The following is a 22,269-nucleotide window of genomic DNA, read 5'->3' as shown; positions in this document are numbered from 1 at the left end:
TAGTAGGAAGCCGATATAGTCGCGTCAAGGCCAAACAAAATAGGGATTTCCCGCCCTTTGGGGCCGCGCCGCCGCCCCCGCGCGCGGTTCGATCGTGGCTTTCCCGTAGGACGGTCGTGTACCCGGCGCGTGCGGATTACAATGCCGGTCAGACCGGCCATCGCTCACATCATGAAGAACGTTCCGCACACTGTGACCGACGCCGCCATCGCGACGATCCGCGACCGGATCGAGGCAGGCGTATATCCGGTCGGCAGCCTGCTGCCGGCCCAGCGCCAGCTCTCAGAGGAGCTGGAGATCAGCCGCGCGTCGCTGCGCGAAGCGCTGTCCACGCTGGAAGCGCTCGGCATGCTGCGCATCCGCGCGGGCAAAGGCGTGTACGTCGAAAGCGCGCAGGCGACGGCCGCGCATCCGTGGCAGTTCGCCGAGCAATCGTCGCCGCCCGACACGTACCAGATGCGCTACGCGCTCGAAGGGTTCGCCGCGCGGATGGCCGCCCACGTCGTCACCGACGACGACATTGCGTGGTTCGAGGAGAATCTCGCCGGCCTGCACGTCGCGCTGACCGAGAGCGCGCTCGACGAAGCGGCGCGGCTCGACTTCGATTTCCACATGCGGATCATCCATCTCGCCGGTAACGCGGCAATCGAGTCGGTGCTGCGCAGCAGCGCTGACGTCATGAAGGAAAGCCAGCGCATGCCGTTCTACCGGCGCGAGCTGCTGCTGTCGACGTGGCACGAGCACCGTGCGATCGTCGACGCGCTGATCGCACGCGACGCGGCCGCAGCCGGCGCCGCGATCGAGACGCACATCGCGAACGCCGCGCAGCGCGCGGGCGTCTTTTTCCCGACGCCGCGGATCTGACGCAACCCGAGGCCCGTTACGGGCGCGAGCGGTTCACGTCGCGGCGGTCGCGCGCCGGCGTGCGGCCGCCACGCGGTGGCCGGCTGCTGCTTCGCCGATGCGACCTGCGCGACCCGCGAAGGCACGTACGCAAACCGTCGCGTGCGTTTCGCGGCGCAATAAAAAACCCGGCCGGGACAGCCCGGGCCGGGTTCGTTCGCTGCGTCGGCCGCCCCGCGGCGGCCGCGCAACGTGCGCGACGACTGCGATTACTTCGCGTTCGCGAATGCGATCGCCGTATCGAGCATGCGGTTCGAGAAGCCCCACTCGTTGTCGTACCAGCTCGACACCTTCACGAGACGGCCCGACACCTTCGTCAGCGTCGCGTCGAACGTCGACGAAGCCGGGTTGTGGTTGAAGTCGATCGACACCAGCGGTGCGTCGTTGTAGCCGAGGATCCCCTTCAGCGCGCCTTCCGATGCTTCCTTCATGATCGCGTTGACTTCCTCGACCGTCGTGTCGCGCTTCGCGATGAACGACAGATCGACGATCGACACGTTGATGGTCGGGACGCGAATCGCGTAGCCGTCGAGCTTGCCGTTCAGTTCCGGCAGCACGAGGCCGACAGCCGATGCGGCACCCGTCTTCGTCGGGATCTGGCTGTGCGTGGCCGAACGCGCGCGGCGCAGGTCTTCGTGGTAGACGTCCGTCAGCACCTGGTCGTTCGTGTACGCGTGGATCGTCGTCATCAGGCCGGTTTCGAGGCCGATCTTGTCGTTCAGCGGCTTGACGAGCGGTGCGAGGCAGTTCGTCGTGCACGATGCGTTCGAGATCACCGTGTGCTCGGCCTTCAGCACGTTGTGGTTCACGCCGTAGACGATCGTTGCGTCGACGTCCTTGCCGCCCGGCGCCGAGATGATCACCTTCTTCGCGCCGCCCTTCAGGTGGGCGCTCGCCTTTTCCTTCGTCGTGAAGAAGCCCGTGCATTCCATCACGACGTCGACGCCCAGCTCGCCCCACGGCAGCTCGGCCGGGTTACGGTTCGCCAGCACGCGGATCTTGTCGCCGTTCACGACGAGGTAGTCGCCGTCGACCGACACTTCACCCGGGAACTTGCCGTGCGCGGTGTCGTACTGGGTCAGGTGCGCGTTGGTCTTCGCATCGCCCAGGTCGTTGATCGCGACGATCTCGAGATCGTGCTTCTTGCCGTTTTCATAGAACGCGCGCAGCGTGTTGCGGCCGATACGGCCGTAGCCGTTGATTGCGACGCGGATCGTCATGGTCTATCTCCTGATGGCTGAAAAAATTCGTTTCGTGCAGCTTCACGGTGCGACGCGCGCGAGGGGCCGCGCGCGTCGCGAATGCTTTTAGGCCAGCACGGCCTTCGCGGTCTCGACGACGTGCTCGACGGTGAAGCCGAAGTACTTGAACAGCACGCCGGCCGGCGCCGATTCGCCGAACGTGTCGATCCCGACGACGCCGCCTTCGAGGCCGACGTACTTGTGCCAGAACGCGGTCACGCCGGCTTCGATCGCGACGCGGCGCACGCCGTGCGGCAGCACGCGTTCGCGATATTCGGCGTCCTGGCGGTCGAACACGGTGGTCGACGGCATCGACACGACGCGGGCCGCGATGCCCTGCTGCGCGAGCGGCTCGACCGCCTTCATCGCCAGCTCGACTTCCGAGCCCGTCGCGATCAGGATGATCTTGCGCGCGACGATCTCGTCGTCCCAGTCCTTCAGCACGTAACCGCCCTTGTCGATGTTCGCGATCTGCGCATCGGTGCGCGGGTTGAACGCGAGGTTCTGGCGGCTGAAGATCAGGCTCGACGGGCGGTCGGCGGCAACCGCGTGCGTCCAGGCAACGGCCGTCTCGACCGTGTCGGCCGGACGCCATACGTCGTGATTCGGAATCAGGCGCAGGCTCGACACGTGCTCGATCGACTGGTGCGTGGGACCGTCCTCGCCGAGGCCGATCGAATCGTGCGTGAACACGAAGATCGACGGAACCTTCATCAGCGCGGCCACGCGCAGCGCGTTGCGGCTGTAGTCGGAGAACGTCAGGAACGTGCCGCCGAACGGCTTGTGGCCACCGTGCAGCGCGAGGCCGTTGATCGCGGCGCTCATGCCGAATTCGCGCACGCCGTAGTTGATGTGGTTGCCAAGCAGCACGCCCGCACCTTCCGGATTCGCGCGCACTGCCTTCGATGCCTTCCAGTTGGTGAGGTTCGAGCCGGTCAGGTCGGCCGAACCGCCGAGCAGCTCCGGCAGTACGGCGGCAAGCCCTTCGATCGCCTGCTGCGACGCCTTGCGGGTCGCGACCGTTTCGGCGCGCTCGTTCGCCGCGGCGATGATCGCGGCCGCCTTCTCGGCCCAGTCGGCCGGCAGCTTGTTCGCCATCCGGCGTTCGAATTCAGCGGCTTCGGCCGGATACTTCGCGCGGTACTGCGCGAACGTGTCGTTCCATGCCGCTTCGGCGCGCTTGCCGGCTTCCTTCGCGTCCCATGCCGCATAGACTTCCTGCGGAATCACGAACGGCTCCCACGTCCAGCCGAGCGCCGCGCGCGTCTTCGCGATTTCTTCCGCGCCGAGCGCCGCGCCGTGCACGTCGTGGCCGCCCGCCTTCGTGGCCGCGCCCTTGCCGATCACCGTCTTGCAGCAGATCAGCGTCGGCTTGTCAGACAACTTCGCTTTCGCGATCGCCGCGTCGACCGCGTCGACGTCATGGCCGTTCACGTTCGGGATCACGTTCCAGCCGTACGCCTCGAAGCGCTTCGGCGTGTCGTCGTGGAACCAGTTGACGACGTCGCCGTCGATCGAGATGCCGTTGTCGTCGTACAGCGCGATCAGCTTGTTCAGCTTCAGCGTGCCCGCGAGCGAGCAGGCTTCGTGCGAGATGCCCTCCATCAGGCAGCCGTCGCCGAGGAACACGTACGTGTGGTGATCGACGATCTTCGCGCCGTCACGGTTGAACTCGTCCGCCATCAGCGCTTCGCCGAGCGCCATGCCGACCGCGTTCGCGAGACCCTGGCCGAGCGGGCCGGTGGTCGTCTCGACGCCCGGCGTGATCCCGTATTCCGGGTGGCCCGGCGTCTTCGAGTGCAGCTGGCGGAAGTTCTTCAGCTCTTCCATCGGCAGGTCGTAGCCGGTCAGGTGCAGCAGGGAGTACAGCAGCATCGAGCCATGGCCGTTCGACAGCACGAAGCGGTCGCGGTCCGCCCAGTGCGGGTTCGTCGGATTGTGCTTCAGGTGGCGCGACCAGAGCGCCACGCCGATTTCGGCCATGCCCATCGGCATGCCGGGGTGACCGGAGTTCGCTTGCTGGACGGCGTCCATCGCGAGCGCACGGATCGCGTTGGCCATCAGGGTGGTGGAGGCGGGAGACGAAGTCGTCATGTCGAGTCCGGAGAACGAGTCGAGGAAACGGGGGCACGGCGGCATCCGCAAGCTCGAGCGTCGATCGTTCCCGGCGCGCGGTGCGGCGCCTGACGGACGCGAAGCGGACGGAGCCTACGGACGGGGCTGCAAAGCTCGTCATTTTAACAGATGGGCCGACATTTCCCCTGCCGGTGCGCGGTGTTCCGGCACGCATTTCCATCGAACCGCGCGCCTCCTATAATTCAGGCGTCGGAACTGCCCGCCCCGAGCGGCCCCCGCCCTTGAGCACGACCCTTCTATTTCATCCCACACCCGATGTCGCTTACGGCTTCCCGAACGCCCGGCGGCTCGCGCACGTCGCATCGCCGCATCAGCACATCGAGGTCTGGGAGACCGCGCAGCTCGGCCGCCTGTTCACGCTGGACGGCCGGCCGATGACGTCGGTCGGCGACGAGTACGTGTACCACGAGTGCATGACGCATCCTGCCGCGCTCGCGCACCCCTGCCCGCGGAAGGCGCTCGTGCTCGGCGGCGGCGACGGCGGCGCCGCGCGCCAGTTGCTCAAGCACGCGTGCATCGAGCGGATCGTCGTCGCCGAGCTCGACGACGAAGTGGTCGGCATGGCGCGCCGCTATCTCGGCGACGTGCACCAGGGCGCACTCGACGACCCGCGCGTCGAAGTCGTGATCGGCGACGCCGCGCATTTCGTCGCGTCGACCGTCGAGCATTTCGATCTGGTCGTGTTCGACCTCACGCCGCCGGACTCCCCCGCGGCCGGCCTCTATACGCGCGAGTTCTACGCACGACTGAAGCGGATCCTCACGCCGCGCGGCGCGATCTCGATGCACCTCGGCTCGCCGGTGTTCCATGCGGCGCGCGTCGCCGCGCTGCTCGACGACCTGCGCGCGAGCTTCGCGTTCGTCGATCCGTTGTCCGCGCACGTGCCGCTGTACGGTTCGCAATGGCTGATGGCGATCGCAAGCGACACGCTCGATGCGGCCGCGCTGTTCGCGCACGACGTCGACGAGCGGCTCGCCGCGCGCTGCGTCCACGGATTGCGCTACTACGATGCGCGACTTCATGCGGCCCTCTTTGCCCTGCCGCGCACGCTGCGCGATACACTGGGCGTTCGCCGCTGAACTTCCTGGAAAGCGCGTTGTTGTGCGGGCTCGTCGCGCTCATCGCCCTCATCGCGTTTCTCGCGCGAACCGCCTGCGACACGCAATCCCGGAACGACAGAGGCCGCCCGCCGCGATGGCCGCGATGCATCGCGCGCCGTCGACGGGGCCCCGGCGCCGATTGCCGTTGTACCGCACGGCGCAGGACGGGAGCCGCTGCTGGAGCGCCAATACTGTTCGACCGCAAAGCATGGGAACAGAGTAAGCGCTGAAGCGCCCACACTGTTCGACAGGAGATTTTCATGACCGATCCACGTCCGGCCAACGTGCCTTGGTTGACGCCGTATCTGGCCGTCCGCAATACGCAGGCGGCCATCGAGTTCTTCAAGGCCGCATTCGGCTTCGCGGTGCGTGACGTCCACGACGAAGACGGCGCGATCATGCACGTCGAGATGTCCTACCGTGATCAACTGATTGTGATGTTCGCGCCGGAGGGCGCGTTCGGCTCGATCGCGCTCACGCCGAAGAGTGCGCATGCAACCGCTCCGCAGTCGTTTTATCTGTATGTCGACGACGTCGATGCGACCTGGCAGCGCGCGCTCGACGCCGGTGCGAAATCGCTGAGCGCGCCGCAGGACCAGTTCTGGGGCGATCGCTTCGCGCAGGTCGAGGATCTCGACGGCTACCGGTGGGCACTCGCGTGCCGCCTCGACGCACGGAGCCGTACCGAGCATGAGTGAAGCCACCACCACCGCAGCCGTGCCGCGCTTTTTCGTCGAAGCGGCGCTGCGCACCGATGCGACGCTCGCGCTGCCCGCCGACGTCGCCCGCCACGCGCAGGTGCTGCGGCTGCAGCCCGGCGACGCGCTTGCGCTGTTCGACGGCAACGGCGGCCAGTACCGCGCGCGCCTCGTCGAGATCGACAAGCGCAACGCGCTCGCGCAAATCGACGCGTTCGATCCGGCCGAGGCCGAGCCGCCCTATCGCGTGACGCTCGCGCAAGGGATCGCCGGCGGCGACAAGATGGACTGGGTGATCGAGAAGGCCGTCGAACTCGGTGTCGCGGCCGTCGTGCCGCTGTCGACCGCGCGCGGCGTCGTGAAACTGTCCGGGGAGCGAGCGGACAAACGCGTCGCGCACTGGCGCGGCGTTGTGCGCGCATCGTGCGAGCAATGCGGGCGCAACCGCGTGCCGGACGTCGCGGCAATCCGCGGCTTCGGCGCGTGGCTCGATACGCTGCCGGCCGCACCGGCCGACGGCGAGCTGCGGCTGCTGCTGTCGCCGCGCGCGAGCATCCCGTTCACGTCGCTGCCCGATGCGCCGCCTGCATCCCCTGTCACGCTGCTGATCGGGCCGGAAGGCGGATTGTCGCCGGACGAGGAAAACGCGGCCCGTGCGCACGGCTTCACCGCGCTATCGCTCGGGCCGCGCGTGTTGCGTACCGAGACGGCCGGCGCGGCCGTGCTCGCGGCGCTCGCCGCACGTTGGGGCGGCTGGTGAGCGGCGATCGCTGAACGCGCGGGGCCGCGCCAGGTCCGCGCGTACCCCGTTACTATCTTCACGCCTCGATAATCGGGGCTATGGCCAGCCAGGCCCGGCATGGTTCTCGCCCCCAGTCGCAGTCATGATCCGGGGGGTGTTGTCACCGGGCCTGGTGGGTGGCTGGTGATCGCTGATAGGGGTTTGGCCGGGATATCCCGACGCCGTCCGTAACGTGGATGCCGAGACTTGCCACCGTTGTTGCAGGCCAATCCGTTCACTCTGCATAAACTTCGATGCAAGACACTCAACAACGTGACGCCGTCGATGTCTTTGTCGGCGTCGATGTCGGTAAGGGCCACCATCACGCCGTGGCACTCGATCGGAACGGTAAGCGCCTGTACAACAAGGCGCTACCCAACGACGAGGCCAAGCTGCGCGCCCTCATCGCCGAACTCAAGACTCACGGTCGACTGCTGTTCGTCGTCGATCAGCCTTCCACCATCGGCGCGCTTCCTGTAGCCGTCGCCCGCGCTGAAGGCGTACTCGTCGCCTATCTGCCCGGACTGGCCATGCGCCGCATCGCTGATTTGCACGCCGGCGAAGCCAAGACCGATGCCCGCGACGCCGCGATCATCGCCGAAGCCGCTCGATCGATGCCGCATACGCTGCGCTCGCTTCGACTGGCCGACGAGCAACTCGCCGAACTCACCATGCTCTGCGGCTTCGATGACGACCTCGCCGCTCAGGTCACGCAAACCAGCAACCGCATTCGCGGCCTGCTTACCCAGATCCATCCGGCGCTCGAGCGTGTTCTCGGACCGCGCCTTGACCATCCAGCGGTACTCGATCTGCTTGAGCGCTATCCGTCGCCCGCCGCGCTTGCCGGCACCGGCGAGAAGACGCTCGCCAATCGCCTGACCAAGCTCGCTCCGCGCATGGGCAAAGGCCTAGCGGCCGAAATCGTTCAGGCACTGAGCGAACAAGCCGTGACCGTGCCCGGCACGCAAGCCGCCACCATCGTCATGCCCCGTTTAGCCCAGCAGCTTGCAGCCTTGCGTCAGCAGCGCGACGAGGTCGCTGTCGAAGTGGAACGACTGGTGCTTGCTCACCCTCTTTGGCCGGTCCTGACCAGCATGCCGGGAGTCGGCGTCAGGACCGCCGCCAGACTCCTGACCGAGGTCGCCCATAAGGCGTTCGCTTCGGCTGCGCATCTGGCGGCCTACGCCGGCCTCGCGCCGGTTACCCGACGCTCAGGTTCATCGATACGCGGTGAACATCCATCCAGACGCGGCAACAAGGTGCTCAAGCGCGCCTTGTTCCTATCCGCCTTCGCGGCCTTGCGGGACCCAGTCTCACGGGCCTATTACTCGCGCAAGATCCAGCAAGGCAAGCGTCATAACCAAGCGCTCATCGCGCTCGCGCGGCGACGCTGCGACGTTCTGTTCGCCATGCTGCGCGACGGCACCATTTACCAACCCAAGTCAGCCCCTAACGCTTGACGAAACACATAGGGGCACCCCCCCCGAGCGTGCCGCTGCACGCGCCGTGCAAACGCAAAAAAGCCCGCTCGACGCGGGCTTTTTTGGCAATTCGGCTGCGACCGACGCGGTATGCGATGCGCGGGTTACGCGAACGAATAGAACACGCGGAACGCGACCTTGCGCTCGGCCCAGAATTCGGCGGCCTCGCGGAACACGTCGAGCAGCGTTTCGCGCCCTTCCTTGTCGAATTTCTGTGCGATCGGCAGCCCTTCGAGGACGATCACGAAACCGGGCTGCGCGCCGGCCTTCGCAACGAGGTCGGTCAGGCAGTCGTACAGCGCGTCGTAGTTCTTGCCGAAATGCTTCGGAAACAGGAACGAGGTCGCGATCGTTTCCATCACTTCCTGCTTCGACTGCGCGGCGCCGCAATACGCGTACAGGAAATGCTGGCCGAGCCGACCGGCTTCGTCGGCGAGATCCTGCACGCGGAACGCGCGGATCGACTGCACGAGATTGGGTCGCACGGTCGTGAAAAGGCTCATAGGCTCCTCGTTCGATGAAAGCCCGGGCTCGGCCGCCGGCTGCTCCGGCGCGCCGCCGGCCTGTGCCGCCGCGTGTAGTTGCATCACGCGCTGAAACAGATTGCCGTCGCCGGCCGCGAACAGTTCCGCCGCCGCCGTGTCGTGCGCGTAGATGGAGTCGCTCATGCCGTTCATCCCGAAGTCATTCAACAATACGTTTAAAACTGTTGTAGTGGTCGTCCGTGTAATAACAGTTGTCGATCCGGCGCAATGGCCCGCCGCAGACGATCCGGCGCGCGCCGCGATTGCGCGCGCGCGGCGTCGGCACCGTGTACTCGTGGTAGTAGCCGCGCTTCGCCTTCGGCAGAATCCGCTCGCGGTTACCGAAAACGACGCCGTCTTTCTCGTACGGGTAGGGACCACCGGCGCCGATCAGGCCGAGCGTTGTCACGGCTTCGCGAGGCAAGCGGGCGGTCGGGATCGTATCGACCCCGCCGACGGCCATGTCTGCCGACGCGGCCTGCCGTGCGTAAGCGGCGGAAACCAGACTGCCCGTCGGCGTGCCGACGATACCCATCGCGAACATCGCGAAGACGGACGCGAGCGCGCCGTTACGGAGCCACTTGCGTGCCATGAACCAGGGTTCCCGCTGTTAAATCAAGTAGTTGACGACCAACCAAAGGCGTTAGCGTAGCGCTATTGTTCGCGCGAATCAATGTTCGTTTGGGAAACGAAAGCGTCACGCCGCGCCAAACCGCGCATTTTTTACCGAAACTAGACTACATTTATCTTTCATGAGATAAAATATGCGCGGCATCTCTGTCATGGCAAGACTCTGCCTCCTTGCCACGCTCGTTACCCGGAGTGGAGAGATGCTGCTGTTGCTTTATGGGAAGCGCGGTTGCGCCCTGCCCGGCGGCGTGCCCATTGCGGGCACGCCCCTTTTTGCGTTTGTTTACAATTTCGCCCGACGCGCCGCACCGGTTGCCCGGCGCGGCGCGCGTTTCCGGCTCAGCGCGCGGCGTTCACGTCGGCGACCAGCAGGGCCGCCATGTTGACGATGCGGCGAACCGTCGCCGATTCGGTCAGCACGTGCACCGGCTCGGCCGCGCCAAGCAGAATCGGCCCGATCGCGATGTTGTTGCCGGCGGCCGTCTTCAGCAGGTTGTACGCGATGTTCGCGGCATCGATGTTCGGCAGGACCAGGAGGTTCGCGTCGCCTTCGAGCGTCGATTCCGGCAGGATTTCCTTGCGCAGCGCCGCGTCGAGCGCGACATCGCCGTGCATTTCGCCGTCGACCTTCAGCTCCGGCGCGCGCGCCTGCAGGATCGCGAGCGTATCGCGCATCTTCTGCGCCGACGGCGCGTTGCTCGTGCCGAAATTCGAATGCGACAGCAGCGCAACCTTCGGCTCGATGCCGAAGCGCCGCACTTCTTCGGCAGCCATGATCGTGATCTCGGCCAGCTGTTCCGGGGTCGGATCAACGTTCACGTGCGTGTCGACGAGGAAGATCTGGCGGCCCGGCAGCACGAGGCCGTTCATCGCGGCGTACACGCTGCAGCCCGGACGCTTGCCGATCACCTGGTCGATGAAGTGCAGATGGCGGTGCGTGGTGCTGATCGTGCCGCAAATCATCCCGTCCGCTTCGCCCTTCTTCACCAGCATCGAGCCGATCAGCGTCGTGCGGCGGCGCATTTCGACGCGGGCCAGCTGCTCGCTGATGCCCTTGCGCGCCATCATCTTGTAGTACGTCTGCCAGAAGTCGCGGTAACGCTCGTCGTGCTCGGTGTTCACGACGGTGAAATCGGTGCCCGGCGTGAGACGCAGCCCGTAGCGCTGGATACGGTGCTCGATCACCGACGGGCGGCCGATCAGGATCGGCTTCGCGAGCTTCTCGTCGACGATGATCTGGACCGCGCGCAGCACGCGCTCTTCCTCGCCTTCCGCGAACACGACGCGCTTCTTCCCTTCCGGCGCCGCGCGCGCGATCTGGAAGATCGGCTTCATCGTCGTGCCGCTGTGATACACGAATTGCTGCAGATGCTGCTTGTACGCGTCCATGTCCTCGATCGGGCGCGTCGCGACGCCGCCGTCCATCGCGGCCTGTGCGACGGCCGGCGCGATCTTCACGATCAGGCGCGGATCGAACGGCTTCGGAATCAGGTATTCGGGCCCGAAAGACAGATCCTGGATTCCGTACGCGGTCGCGACGATGTCGCTCTGCTCATGCTGCGCGAGTTCGGCGATCGCGTTGACCGCCGCGATCTCCATTTCCCGCGTGATCGTCGTCGCGCCGACGTCGAGCGCGCCGCGGAAGATGAACGGGAAGCACAGCACGTTGTTGACCTGGTTCGGGTAATCGGTGCGGCCGGTGGCCAGCACCGCGTCCGGGCGCACTTCGAGCGCGAGCTCCGGCAGGATTTCCGGCGTCGGGTTCGCGAGCGCGAGAATCAGCGGGCGCTCGGCCATCCCCTTCACCATCTCCTGCTTCAGCACGCCGGCGGCCGACAGGCCAAGGAAGATGTCCGCGCCGTCGATCACCTCGGCCAGCGTGCGTGCGTCGGTTTCGCGCGCGAAACGCTCCTTGTCCGGATCCATCAGCTCGGTGCGGCCCTTGTAGACCACGCCAGCCAGGTCGGTCACCGTGATGTTCTCGAGCGGCAGGCCGATGTCGACGAGCAGGTCCAGGCATGCGAGCGCGGCGGCGCCGGCGCCGGATGCGACGAGCTTGACCTTCTTGATGTCCTTGTTCACGACCTTCAGGCCGTTCGTGACGGCCGCGGCCACGACGATCGCGGTGCCGTGCTGGTCGTCGTGGAACACTGGAATCTTCATCCGCTTGCGCGCTTCGCGCTCGACGATGAAGCAGTCCGGCGCCTTGATGTCCTCGAGGTTGATCCCGCCGAAGGTCGGCTCCAGCGCGGCGATCACGTCGACCAGCTTGTGCGGGTCCGACTCGTTCAGCTCGATGTCGAACACGTCGATGCCGGCGAACTTCTTGAACAGCACGGCCTTGCCTTCCATCACCGGCTTCGACGCGAGCGGGCCGATGTTGCCGAGACCGAGCACCGCGGTGCCGTTGGTGACCACGCCGACCAGGTTGCTGCGCGCGGTGAAGCGCGCGGCGTTCAGAGGGTTCTCGACGATCTCCTCGCACGCGTACGCGACACCCGGCGAATACGCGAGCGCGAGATCGCGCTGGTTGATCATCTGCTTGGTCGGAGCGATCGCGATCTTCCCCGGCGTCGGGAATTCGTGATAGTCGAGCGCGGCTTCGCGGAGCTTGGCTTTGGAGGAGGCTTGAGTGGACATGTGTCTCGTGGCGGGCGGATTAGAATAACTGTTCGACGGCATTGTAGCGCCAATCGAAGGCCGCCAGACCGGCGATTCGGGTGCAACAGCCGCGACAAAAATGTACTGAACGGTGCAAGAACGGCGCCGTTCGCTGCGTACAATGCCGTTCCCCTCACCGCTACCGGGTCCGTCCGCCGTGCCAGCCGCCTTGTCCGAGTTTTCGTTGATCGACCGCTTCTTCGCACGCCGTGCCGCCCGGGGCGCAAGGGCGTCCACGCTCGGCATCGGCGACGATTGCGCGCTGATCGCACCGCGATCCGGCAAGTTGATGGCCATTTCGACCGACATGCTGGTCGAGGGCCGCCATTTCTTTCCCGACGTCGCACCCGACGCGCTCGGCCACAAGACGCTCGCCGTCAACCTGTCGGATCTCGCCGCGATGGGCGCCGAGCCGCGCGCGTTCACGCTCGCGTGCGCGCTGCCGCGCGCCGACGCCGCGTGGCTCGAGGCTTTCAGCGACGGCCTTTTCGCGCTCGCCGAGCGGTTCGGCTGCGAGCTGATCGGCGGCGACACGACGAGCGGGCCGCTGAACCTGTGCGTGACCGTATTCGGCGAAGTCGCGCCCGACGCCGCGTTGCGGCGCGATGCCGCGTGCGACGGCGACGACGTGTGGGTGTCCGGCACGCTCGGCGACGCGCGCGCGGGGCTCGGAATCGCGCGCGGCGAATGGACGGCCGGCACGGACGAAGCCGCCGCGTTCCGGCAAGCGCTCGAGCGCCCGGAGCCGCGCATCGCGCTCGGGCTGGCACTCGCGGGTGTCGCCCACGCGGCGCTCGACATCTCCGACGGCCTCGCCGGCGACCTGCAACACGTCCTCACGCGCTCGAACGTGTGCGCGGACATCGACGCCGACGCGGTGCCGCGCTCGGCCGCGCTCGCGACGCTGCCGCCCGACGTGCAGCGGCGCTGCGCGCTCGCCGGCGGCGACGACTACGAGCTGTGCTTCACCGCGCCGGCGGCGGCCCGCGCGGCAGTCGATGCGGCCGGCACGCGCGCCGGCGTCCGGGTCACGCGAATCGGTACAATACGCGCGTTGTCCTCGCCGGCGGAGCGGCCCGCGATCGCGTGGCGCGACGCCGCCGGCGCGCCGCTGACCCTCACGTTGCACGGTTTCGACCACTTCCATGCAGACTGATCCGACGCCCGCGCAACGCGCGGCCGCGCCCGGCGCCGCCGGCGCCGCGCCGCAGCGCGCCACCGCGCGCCTCATGCTGTCGCATCCGGCGCACCTCGTGTCGCTCGGCTTCGGCAGCGGGCTCGCGCCGTTCATGCCCGGCACGTTCGGCACGCTGTTCGGCTGGCTCGCGTTCGTCGTCCTCAACCGCTATCTGACGGTGCCCGAATGGTGGGCGCTGATCGCGGTCGGGTTCGTCGCCGGTACGTGGATCACCGGTTTCACCGCACGCAGGATGGGCACGGCCGATCCTGGCGCCGTCGTCTGGGACGAAATCGTCGCGATCTGGCTCGTGATGCTGTTCGTCACGCCCGCGACCTTCATCGGCCAGTTGTGGGCGTTCGTCGTGTTCCGCTTCTTCGACATGCTCAAGCCGCCGCCGATCCGCTATTTCGACCGTCGCGTGAAAGGCGGGCTTGGCATCATGGTCGACGACCTGATCGCCGCATTCATGACGCTGCTCGTGATCGCGCTGTGGCGCTCCGCCGCCGGCTGACCGATTTCCCGACTCCCGTTTCCCGACGCGCATGCCAACCGATTCCGTCGTTCATCAGCTTGCGATCCGCGCAGGCAACAAGCTGCGTGACGAGCACCTGTCGCTCGCCACTGCCGAATCCTGCACTGGCGGCATGATCGCCGCCGCGATCACCGACATTTCCGGCAGCAGCCAGTGGTTCGAGCGCGGCTTCGTCACTTATTCGAATCAGGCGAAGAGCGAGATGATCGGCGTGCCGCCCGACCTGATCGACAAGCACGGCGCGGTCAGCGAGCCGGTCGCGCGCGCGATGGCCGAAGGCGCGCTGCGCAACAGCCGCGCGCAGGTCGCGCTGTCCGTTACCGGGATCGCCGGCCCGGGCGGCGGCAGCGAGAAGAAGCCGGTCGGCACCGTATCGTTCGCATGGAGCAACCGGCTGCACACCGACGTCGAGACGCTCGTGTTCAAGGGCGACCGCGAGCAGATCCGCACGCAGGCGGCCGCACATGCGCTGCGCGGGCTGCTGAAGCTGCTCGACGAACACGAGCGCTGATCCGCTCGCGCGACGATCGCGACAAGCGCGGGCGGTGCCCCGCGCTGCTTACTGGATCGCGTCGGGTTTCACGACGATCCAGTTCTTGTCCGCGGTCACCGGCAGGCCGAGCGCCTTCTGTTGCGCGGCCGATTCGTCCGACCACGCGCGGATCTGCGTCATCTGCTTGTCTTTCTTGTTCACCCACACGCGCACGCCGCCGTGCGCGACATCGGTCGCATTCAGCAGCATGTAGCCGTCAGATTTCGGCGTGTCGCCCGCGACCAGCACCGGCTTTTTCCACTGGTCGATCCATCCGACGATCGAGCCGAGCTTGCCTTCGTACCACGTCATCGGGTTCATCAGGAACGGCGTGATCACGAGGTCGCGGTTCGCGGCCTCGTCGTACTTGCCGGCCTTGATCTGCAGCCGCGACGTGGTCAGCGCGCCCGTTGCCGGATTGCGCAGCAGCGTCGTCACGCCGATCACGTTCTGCGGCTTCACATTATAGCCGTACTTCGGATCGGCCAGCACGAGCCGCGCGAGCTCCTCGTGCGCGGCCGTCATCACGTACACGTCGATCCCGTTCTCGCGCAGCGCGTTGTACAGCTGCTGCATCCCCCGGAAGAAACGCGGCGGGTTCGCGGCACCGTCCACAACCTTGTCGCCCTGCCAGTAACGGATCGGCACCGGCTTGCCGTCGGCGAGCATCGCGTCGATGTGGCGTTTCAGCTCGGCGAGCGACAACCCGGAGAATGCCTGCGCGATCCACGGGTAGCAGACCAGGTCGTCGATCTCGCAGAGCCGATAGTAGTAGCTCGTCAGCGATTCCTTGTAGTCGGCCGAATCCTTGAACGGAATCAGCTTCAGCGACGGATCGAGCGAGTCGCGCGTAAGCAAGCCCCGGTTCTCGAGATACGGCAGCAGCGCTTCTTCGAGGTCGTAGCGGTACGTGGTGTTGTCGGCGTCGAACACCGCGTAGTCGCCGCGATGCGCGTGCGCGGCGATCATGTCGTTCAGCGCCTTCGCGCTGTCTGCGGGCCAGTGCGACAAGTCGGCCGCATGAGCGAACGACATGCACAACGACGCGGCAAGCGCGCCCAGAAAACGTCGGGACAGGCGAGGCATGGCGTCACTCCATTCTTGACATTTTTGTTACGGAACGATGACAAGCGGCAGCATCGCGCGTTTGCCGGGCGCGCGTGCGGTGCGAAAGCGACGGGAAATTGTTCGTGCGCGCCAATGCGGCGCAATGCGAAGGCGGGGTATTGCGGCCCGCGAACGCGGGCTCGGCGTTGCACGCGCCGCCCGGAACGGGCGGCGCGGCATTTCAGCGATGCGCGTTGATCGTGTCGCGCGTCTTCTGCGCGGCGAGCGCCGCGGCTTCGGCGAAATCCTCGCCCTTGCTCGCGTAAAGGATCGCGCGCGACGAGTTGATCATCATCCCGGTGCCGTCGGCCGTGCGGCCCGCATTGACGGTCGCCTGCACGTCGCCGCCCTGCGCGCCGATACCGGGAATCAGCAGCGGCATGTCGCCGACGATCCCGCGCACGATCTCGATTTCCTTCGGGAACGTCGCGCCGACCACGAGGCCGAGCTGGCCGTTCTTCGCGTTCCACTTGTTCGCCGCGAGATCGGCGACGACCTGGTACAGCGGCCGGCCGTTCGTCTCGAGAAACTGCAGGTCCGAGCCGCCCGGGTTCGACGTGCGGCACAGCACGATCACGCCCTTGCCTTCATGCTCGAAGTACGGCTCGACCGAGTCGTAGCCCATGTACGGGTTCACGGTGACGGCATCCGCGCGATAGCGCTCGAACGCTTCGCGCGCGTATTGCTCGGCCGTGCTGCCGATGTCGCCGCGTTTCGCGTCGAGGATCACCGGCAGGCCCGGATGCTGCAAGTGAATGTGCGCGATCAGCCGCTCGAGCTGGTCTTCCGCACGATGCGCGGCGAAGTATGCGATCTGCGGCTTGAACGCGCTCGCATACGGTGCGGTCGCGTCGACGATCTGCCGGCAGAATTCGAAGATCGCATCAGGCTGGCCGTCGAACTGCACGGGAAAGCGCGACGGCTCGGGATCGAGGCCGACGCACAGCAGCGAATTCGTGCGCTGCCACGCGGCGCGCAGCGATTCGATGAAAGTAAGCGGGGAAGACATGGCGGGTACTCGCGGCAAACCGTTGGTAGACCGCGTATTTTACCCGCGTCGACGGCGCCCTTCGCGCACGGCCGCATCGACGCGCGCATCGGAGCGCTCGACGGTGAACGTGAAACGGCGCGCAAGCCGCTCGCCCGGCGCGAGCAGCGTCATCCCGTGCGCGGCCGCGCCGCCCGGCAAATTCACCGCATTGATCGGATGATCGACCGGCTCGAAGCAGAAGAACGGCTCGCCCGGCGGTGTATAGAGCACGTAGGCATCGGCGTCGGCCGCGATCGTCAGCGACAGCGCGCGGCGCGGCCAGCTCACCGTCGCGTGGCCGCCCCAGCCGGTGAACGCGTGATTGACGAGCGTCGGCGGCAGCGGATACGCGACACCGAACTGCCAGGCCGGCGGCACGCTCACGTGCCGCACCGGCAAAAAATCGGCGCCCGACAGCCACAGCCCGCCCGCGGCCGCGGCCAGCTCGGTCACGTCGTCGCGCACGAGAAACGGATGCACGCCAAGCCCGAACGGCAGCCGGGCGCGCCCGGCATTCTCGATCGTCAGCGCGATGGACAGCGTCGTGTCGTCGAGCGAGAACGACTGGATCGCGCGAAACGCATACGGCGCACCGCTCGCGCGATCGAGCGACAACTGCAGCGTCGTGTCGGTCGCGTCGTCGACCTGCCAGCGCGCGAGCCAGCCGTCGCCGTGGATCGGCAGCGGCTCGTCGCGGCGATTGCGCGGCACCGCGACGCTGCGCCCGTCGCATTCGAACCGGCCGTTGCCGATCCGGTTCGAGTACGGCAACAGCGGATAGCATGCGAGCTGGTTCGGGTCGGTCGCGGTTTCCGGATGCTCGTAGCGGCGGAACACCGGCACCAGCACGCCATGATCGCCCCGCCAGTCGAAGCGCGCGATGCCGCCGCCGAGGTGCGGCAGCACGTCGAGCCGCAACGATGCGTTCGACAGCGTGACGGCCGCAGCGTGCGCGGCGCCCACGCCCTGCGCGAACGCGGCGGTCTGCGGGCCGGCGCTGACCGGCTGCGCGGCGGCCGCGAGACGCGCGCGGCGCGACTGGCTCGTGGACGACGATGCGCGCGAGGGCGTGGCAGTCATGGTGAGCTCCTTTTCTTCGTCGATGAAACGATACGAGGTGCCGCGCGAGCACGAACCCCGGCAATCAGGCCCAGCCGCCGTCGACCACCACGTCCTGCGCGGTGATCATCCGGCTGTCGTCGGCCGCGAGAAACAGCGCCATCCGTGCGAGATCGTCCGGCAGAAGCTCGGCGTCGATGCACTGGCCGGCCTTGATCGCGGCCCGGCCCGCGTCGTCGAGCCACAGCCTGCGCTGCTTGTCGGTCATCACCCAACCCGGCACCAGCGAATTCACGCGGATCCCGAATGGCCCGAGATCGCGCGCGAGCCCGCGCGTGAGCCCCTGCACGGCTGCCTTTGCGATCACGTACACGGGATATCCGCCGTTCTTCAACATCCAGCTGATCGAGCCGAGATTGATGATCGCGCCGCCGCGGTGCTGCTTCATGTCGGCGATCACCGCCTGCGCGGCAAAGAACTGGTGACGCAGGTTCACCGCGATGCCCGCGTCGAACGATTCGGGCGTCACGTCGCCGATCGCATGGCGCATGTCGTTCGCCGCGTTGTTCACGAGCACCGCGATCGCGCCGACCCGCGCACGGATCGCGTCGATCGTCCGGCGCAGCGCGTCGATGTCGGTCAGGTCGCACGGCAGGAACAGCGGCGCGTGGCGCACGTGCGGCTCATGCGCGAGGCGCTCGGCGAGCGCGCCGCCCGCGTGCGCATCGAGGTCGACGAACGCGACGCGCGCGCCCTGCCGCGCAAAGTGCTCGACGAACGACGCGCCGATGCCGGTCGCGCCGCCCGTGATCAGCACCGCGCGATCCTCGAGGCTCGGGTAGCGTGCATAGCGCGCGTCGGCCGCCGTGGCGTGCGCATCCTGCGCGGATGTTTCGATGGTCATGCGTATCGTCTCCGTGGAATCGGTCAGTCGCGCACGCCGCGGTTCTTCAGCTGGTCGAGCAGCACAGCCGCGAGCAGGATCGCGCCACGCACCAGGTACTGGTAGAACGCGTCGATGTTCAGCAGGTTCATCACGTTCTCGACGGTGCCCATGATCAGCACGCCGATCACGACGCCGGAGATCGTCGCGCGGCCGCCCATCAGCGACACGCCGCCGAGCACGCACGCGGAGATCACGTTCAGCTCGAATCCCTGCGCGGCGTTCGGCTGGCCCGACGTGATGCGCGACGCGAGAATCACGCCGGCGAGCGCCGTCACCGCGCCCTGAATCAGGAAGATGTACACGCGCGTGCGTTCGACGTTGATCCCCGCGAGCCGCGACGCTTCCGGATTGCCGCCGATCGCGAGCGTGTTGCGGCCGTACACCGTCTGGTTCAGCAGCACGCCGAACACGATGAAACACAGCAGCGTGACCCAGATCGGCAGCGATACGCCGAACAGCGTGAGGCCGCCGAGCGCGATGAACGTATCGGACGACACGCCGACCGCCTGCCCCTTCGACACGATAAAGCCGAGCCCGCGCACGATTTCCATCGTCGCGAGCGTCGTGATCAGCGCGTTGATGCGCAGGTACGCGATCACCGCACCGTTCACGAAGCCGATCGCCGCACCGGCCGCAACTGCCGCGACGATCGCGACGAACGTGTTGTCGGTCGCGTTCAGCACCATCGCGCACAGCACGCCGGAGAACGCGACGGTCGAGCCGATCGACAGGTCGAAGTCGCGCGACGCGAGACAGAACATCATCGTGCACGCGACCATCCCGATCTGCGAGATCGACAGCGCGAGGCCGAGCATGTTGTCGATCGAGAAGAAGTGATCGACCGTCAGCGACATCGTGATGAACATCACCGCGAAGATCGCGATCAGGCTGTATTCGGTGAGGTGCTGCCACCACTTCTGGCGATCGCTCTGCTGCGGCACCAGCGCGTCGGCCGACGGCTTCACGGCTGCGCTGGCGAGGTTTTCCCTGACTTGCATGGTTGTGTCTCCTGCTCCTGCATCGCGCGGCCCGCGCCGCGCTTGATCGATTCGAAAGTCCTGCGTCGCACGCGGCGACCTCAAACTGCGTCAGCCGCCTCGACGACGCTCGTCTGCGGCAGCGCGAGGCTCAGCACCGCATGTTCGTTCGCCCGCTCGCGCGGCAGCTCGCCGGCGATTCGCCCTTCGCGCATCACGACGATGCGGTCGGACACGCCGAGCACCTCCGGCAGCTCAGACGACACCATCACGATCGCGCAGCCGCGCTCCGCGAGCCGGTAGATCACGTCGTAGATCTCGTGCTTCGCGCCGACGTCGATGCCGCGCGTCGGCTCGTCGAGGATCACGACCTTCAGGTCGGGCTCCGCGAGCCAGCGCGACAGGATCGCCTTCTGCTGGTTGCCGCCCGACAGGAAACGGATCTTCTGCCGCCGGCTCGGCGTCTTGATCTTCAGCCGCTGGATGAAGCGGTCGGCCGTTTCGGTTTCGGTCTTGCGGTCGATGAAGAGCCCTGCGCGCAACGAATGGCGGCGGCAGCTGATGTTGATGTTCTCCGCGACCGATGCCATCGCGATGATCCCTTCCTCCTTGCGGTCCTCCGGACACAGCACGATCCCGTGGCGGATCGCGTCGCCGGTGCGCTTTACGTCGATGCGCGTGCCGTCGAGCGTCAGCGTGCCCGCGCGCCGGCGGTCCGCGCCGTACACGAGCCGCATCAGCTCGCTGCGGCCGGCGCCGACCAGCCCGAAGAAGCCGACGATCTCGCCCGCGCGTACCGAGAAGCTCGCCGGCTCGCGCAGCGCCGGGCCGTCGATGCCTTCGGCCGAGAAGCGCACGTCGCCGAGCGCGCGCGGCGCGTAATGGTAGATGTCCGAAATCTCGCGCCCGACCATCTCGGCGACCAGCCGTTCGCGCGGCACGTCGGCCAGCGATTCGTGCGACGCGATCTTGCGCCCGTCGCGGAAGATCGTGCACGCATCGCAAAGCCGGTAGATCTCGTCCATCCGGTGCGAGATGTAGATCAGCGCGCGACCCTGCGCGCGCAGGTCGTCGACGAGCTTGAACAGCACCTCGGTCTCCCGATGCGACAACGAGCTCGTCGGTTCGTCGAGCGCGATCACGCGTGCATTGCGCATCAGCGCCTTGCAGATCTCGACCATCTGCCGCTGCGCGATCGACAGCCGCCCGAGCTTCGCGTCCGGATCGAGATCGACGCCCATCGCGGCGAGCCGCTCGCGCACGTGGCGCTTCGCCTCGCCCTTTCTTACCCAGCCGAGCGCATTCGGCAGCCGGCCGAGCAGCAGGTTCTCCGCGACCGTCAGGTCGGGCACGTACTGCAGTTCCTGGTGAATCACCGCGATGCCGGCCGCGATCGATGCGGCCGCACTCGAAAAATGCACGGGCTGGCCGTCGACCAGCACGCTGCCCGCGTCGGGCTGGTATTCGCCGCCGAGAATCTTCAGCAGCGTCGACTTGCCCGCGCCGTTCTCGCCCATCAGGCCATGCACCTCGCCCGCGTGCACGTCGAACGAGATGCCGTCGAGTGCGCGCACGCCGGGAAATACCTTGCCGATATTGTCAAAACGCAGTGCCGCTGACACGTCGTCTCCCCACTTGCAGATCCATCGATTGCCGGCCGCGCGTCGCCGCGGCGGCCGGCAAGCCGCTTACTTCGATGCGAGCCCCATCTCCTCGCGCACCTTCGACACGTTGTCGCGCGTCGCGAGCATGCCCGTCGTCAGCGTCAGCGCCGGCGGGGCCTTGCCTTGCGTGATCCACGCATACATGAGGTCCGAGGTTTCCTCGCCGTGGCGCTTCGGGCTGATGATCACGGTGCCGTAGAAACCCGTCGGCTGCGGCTTCTTGAACTCGTTCAGCGCCGAATCGGAGCCGCCGATGCCGATGCCGATCATGTTGTCCGCCTTGAAGCCGCGCCCTTCGGCCGCGCGCACCGCGCCGAGCACGGCCTCGTCGTTCAGCCCGTACGCGACCCAGTGCTTGAACTGCGGGTTCTTTGTGAGCGCGATGTTGGCCGCGTTGAACGCGTTCTCGGTGTCGGTCTTCGCCTGCGGCGCCGCGATCACGTTCGCCTTCGGGAAACCGGCCGCGACCAGCGCGTCGGTCGCGCCGCTCGTGCGGTCGTGCGCGGTGGGCAGCTGCTCGTACGTGATGTCGATCGCGCCGACGTCCTTCATGTTCCAGCCGCGCTTCTTGATCTCGGCCGCGATGCCGTCACCCACCTGCTTGCCGATGTTGTATGCGGAAATCCCCATGTGCGGCACCGACTCGATCGGCTTGCCCGCGCCGTCGACGAGACGGTCGTCGACCGTCATCATCTTCAGGTTGTGGGACTTCGCCTTCGCGACGATGCCCGGCCCGAGCTTCACGTCGGGCGTGCAGATGATGAAGCCCTGCGCCTTCTGCGCGGACAGGTTGTCGATCGCGCTCATCACCTTCTCGCCGGACGGCGCACCGATCTTCACGAGCGTGAAGCCCTTGTCCTTCGCGGCCATCTCGGCGAATTTCCATTCGTCCTGGAACCACGGCTCTTCCGGCTGCTTCACCAGGAAGCCGATCTTGACCGGATCGGCCGCGTGCGCGATCGGGCTTCCCATCACCACCGCGGCCGCGGCCGCCAGCGTTACGAACGTTCTGCGTTTCATCTCCAGTGTCTCCTTGTCTTCATCGAACGGGATACAGCCGCTTGTTGGTTTCGACGCAGCGTGCGCG

Annotated in this window: 20 protein-coding genes; 8 read left to right on the top strand and 12 right to left on the bottom strand. The window is 66.9% G+C overall.

The features are described 5' to 3' along the window. Positions 1 to 141 precede the first annotated feature (141 nt). A complete protein-coding gene (locus WK25_RS03090; protein WP_174554664.1) occupies positions 142 to 864 on the top strand; it encodes a FadR/GntR family transcriptional regulator in 723 nt (240 codons plus the stop codon). 248 nt (positions 865 to 1,112) lie between these two features. Here WK25_RS03090 and gap read toward each other — a convergent pair whose 3' ends face one another. Together gap and tkt are read right to left on the bottom strand one after the other, a co-directional pair. Further along, the gene (gene gap, locus WK25_RS03085) at positions 1,113 to 2,123 is read right to left on the bottom strand and encodes a type I glyceraldehyde-3-phosphate dehydrogenase (protein WP_040143388.1); all 1,011 of its coding nucleotides are present in this window, start codon (positions 2,121 to 2,123) and stop codon (positions 1,113 to 1,115) included. A gap of 87 nt (positions 2,124 to 2,210) precedes the next feature. Continuing rightward, on the bottom strand, positions 2,211 to 4,283 hold the full coding sequence (tkt, locus tag WK25_RS03080; protein ID WP_040143387.1) for a transketolase: 2,073 nt from the start codon (positions 4,281 to 4,283) through the stop codon (positions 2,211 to 2,213). A gap of 218 nt (positions 4,284 to 4,501) precedes the next feature. Between tkt and speE the strand changes: the two genes are divergently transcribed. The 4 genes from speE (at position 4,502) to WK25_RS03060 (ending at position 8,319) form a co-directional block, all read left to right on the top strand. Beyond that, on the top strand, positions 4,502 to 5,359 hold the full coding sequence (gene speE, locus WK25_RS03075) for a polyamine aminopropyltransferase (RefSeq protein WP_040143386.1): 858 nt from the start codon (positions 4,502 to 4,504) through the stop codon (positions 5,357 to 5,359). Between the two features lie 281 nt (positions 5,360 to 5,640). After that, positions 5,641 to 6,078, top strand: a complete 438-nt coding sequence (locus WK25_RS03070; RefSeq protein WP_040143385.1) for a VOC family protein — start codon at positions 5,641 to 5,643, stop codon at positions 6,076 to 6,078. Further along, entirely contained in the window at positions 6,071 to 6,838 is a 768-nt protein-coding gene (locus WK25_RS03065) for a 16S rRNA (uracil(1498)-N(3))-methyltransferase (RefSeq protein WP_040143384.1), read from the top strand. Before WK25_RS03070 ends, WK25_RS03065 begins: the two co-directional genes overlap by 8 nt. 275 nt (positions 6,839 to 7,113) lie before the next feature. Then, a complete protein-coding gene (locus WK25_RS03060) occupies positions 7,114 to 8,319 on the top strand; it encodes an IS110-like element ISBma3 family transposase (RefSeq protein WP_069240966.1) in 1,206 nt (401 codons plus the stop codon). Between the two features lie 125 nt (positions 8,320 to 8,444). On the opposite strand, the gene WK25_RS03055 is transcribed toward WK25_RS03060, so the two are convergent. From WK25_RS03055 to WK25_RS03045, 3 genes are all read right to left on the bottom strand, one after another. Continuing rightward, positions 8,445 to 9,008, bottom strand: a complete 564-nt coding sequence (locus tag WK25_RS03055; protein ID WP_040144874.1) for a barstar family protein — start codon at positions 9,006 to 9,008, stop codon at positions 8,445 to 8,447. A gap of 16 nt (positions 9,009 to 9,024) precedes the next feature. Then, positions 9,025 to 9,456 (bottom strand): ribonuclease, encoded by a 432-nt coding sequence (locus WK25_RS03050; RefSeq protein WP_069240965.1) that lies wholly within the window; start codon positions 9,454 to 9,456, stop codon positions 9,025 to 9,027. Between the two features lie 377 nt (positions 9,457 to 9,833). Then, positions 9,834 to 12,176 (bottom strand): NADP-dependent malic enzyme, encoded by a 2,343-nt coding sequence (locus WK25_RS03045; protein ID WP_040143382.1) that lies wholly within the window; start codon positions 12,174 to 12,176, stop codon positions 9,834 to 9,836. Between the two features lie 100 nt (positions 12,177 to 12,276). On the opposite strand from WK25_RS03045, the gene thiL reads away from it, so the two are divergent. From thiL to WK25_RS03030, 3 genes are read left to right on the top strand one after another with little or no spacing between them, the layout of a single operon-like run. Next, a complete protein-coding gene (gene thiL / locus WK25_RS03040; protein ID WP_144245422.1) occupies positions 12,277 to 13,311 on the top strand; it encodes a thiamine-phosphate kinase in 1,035 nt (344 codons plus the stop codon). Continuing rightward, positions 13,301 to 13,846: a phosphatidylglycerophosphatase A gene (locus WK25_RS03035; protein WP_040143380.1), complete on the top strand. Its 546-nt coding sequence runs from the start codon at positions 13,301 to 13,303 to the stop codon at positions 13,844 to 13,846. Before thiL ends, WK25_RS03035 begins: the two co-directional genes overlap by 11 nt. Positions 13,847 to 13,877: 31 nt before the next feature. After that, positions 13,878 to 14,378: a CinA family protein gene (locus tag WK25_RS03030; RefSeq protein WP_040143379.1), complete on the top strand. Its 501-nt coding sequence runs from the start codon at positions 13,878 to 13,880 to the stop codon at positions 14,376 to 14,378. Between the two features lie 48 nt (positions 14,379 to 14,426). Here WK25_RS03030 and WK25_RS03025 read toward each other — a convergent pair whose 3' ends face one another. The 7 genes from WK25_RS03025 to WK25_RS02995 all read right to left on the bottom strand — a co-directional run bounded on the left by WK25_RS03025 (position 14,427) and on the right by WK25_RS02995 (position 22,202). Then, complete coding sequence (locus WK25_RS03025; protein WP_069240964.1) at positions 14,427 to 15,485, bottom strand: phosphorylcholine phosphatase; 1,059 nt, start codon at positions 15,483 to 15,485, stop codon at positions 14,427 to 14,429. A gap of 202 nt (positions 15,486 to 15,687) precedes the next feature. Continuing rightward, the gene (pyrF, locus tag WK25_RS03020) at positions 15,688 to 16,515 is read right to left on the bottom strand and encodes an orotidine-5'-phosphate decarboxylase (RefSeq protein WP_040143377.1); all 828 of its coding nucleotides are present in this window, start codon (positions 16,513 to 16,515) and stop codon (positions 15,688 to 15,690) included. Positions 16,516 to 16,554: 39 nt separating this feature from the next. Beyond that, complete coding sequence (locus tag WK25_RS03015; RefSeq protein ID WP_069240963.1) at positions 16,555 to 17,616, bottom strand: aldose 1-epimerase; 1,062 nt, start codon at positions 17,614 to 17,616, stop codon at positions 16,555 to 16,557. Between the two features lie 64 nt (positions 17,617 to 17,680). Beyond that, entirely contained in the window at positions 17,681 to 18,499 is an 819-nt protein-coding gene (locus tag WK25_RS03010; protein ID WP_069240962.1) for an SDR family NAD(P)-dependent oxidoreductase, read from the bottom strand. Positions 18,500 to 18,522: 23 nt separating this feature from the next. Next, a complete protein-coding gene (gene araH, locus WK25_RS03005) occupies positions 18,523 to 19,539 on the bottom strand; it encodes an L-arabinose ABC transporter permease AraH (RefSeq protein WP_040143374.1) in 1,017 nt (338 codons plus the stop codon). Between the two features lie 80 nt (positions 19,540 to 19,619). Beyond that, complete coding sequence (gene araG / locus WK25_RS03000; RefSeq protein WP_069240961.1) at positions 19,620 to 21,140, bottom strand: L-arabinose ABC transporter ATP-binding protein AraG; 1,521 nt, start codon at positions 21,138 to 21,140, stop codon at positions 19,620 to 19,622. Between the two features lie 66 nt (positions 21,141 to 21,206). Next, positions 21,207 to 22,202 (bottom strand): arabinose ABC transporter substrate-binding protein, encoded by a 996-nt coding sequence (locus tag WK25_RS02995; protein WP_059547855.1) that lies wholly within the window; start codon positions 22,200 to 22,202, stop codon positions 21,207 to 21,209. Between the last annotated feature and the right edge of the window lie 67 nt (positions 22,203 to 22,269).

Source organism: Burkholderia latens, from assembly GCF_001718795.1.
GTDB lineage: Bacteria > Pseudomonadota > Gammaproteobacteria > Burkholderiales > Burkholderiaceae > Burkholderia > Burkholderia latens_A.
Note: the sequence above shows the minus strand (reverse complement) of the source record. Positions and strands in the feature narration are given on the sequence as shown.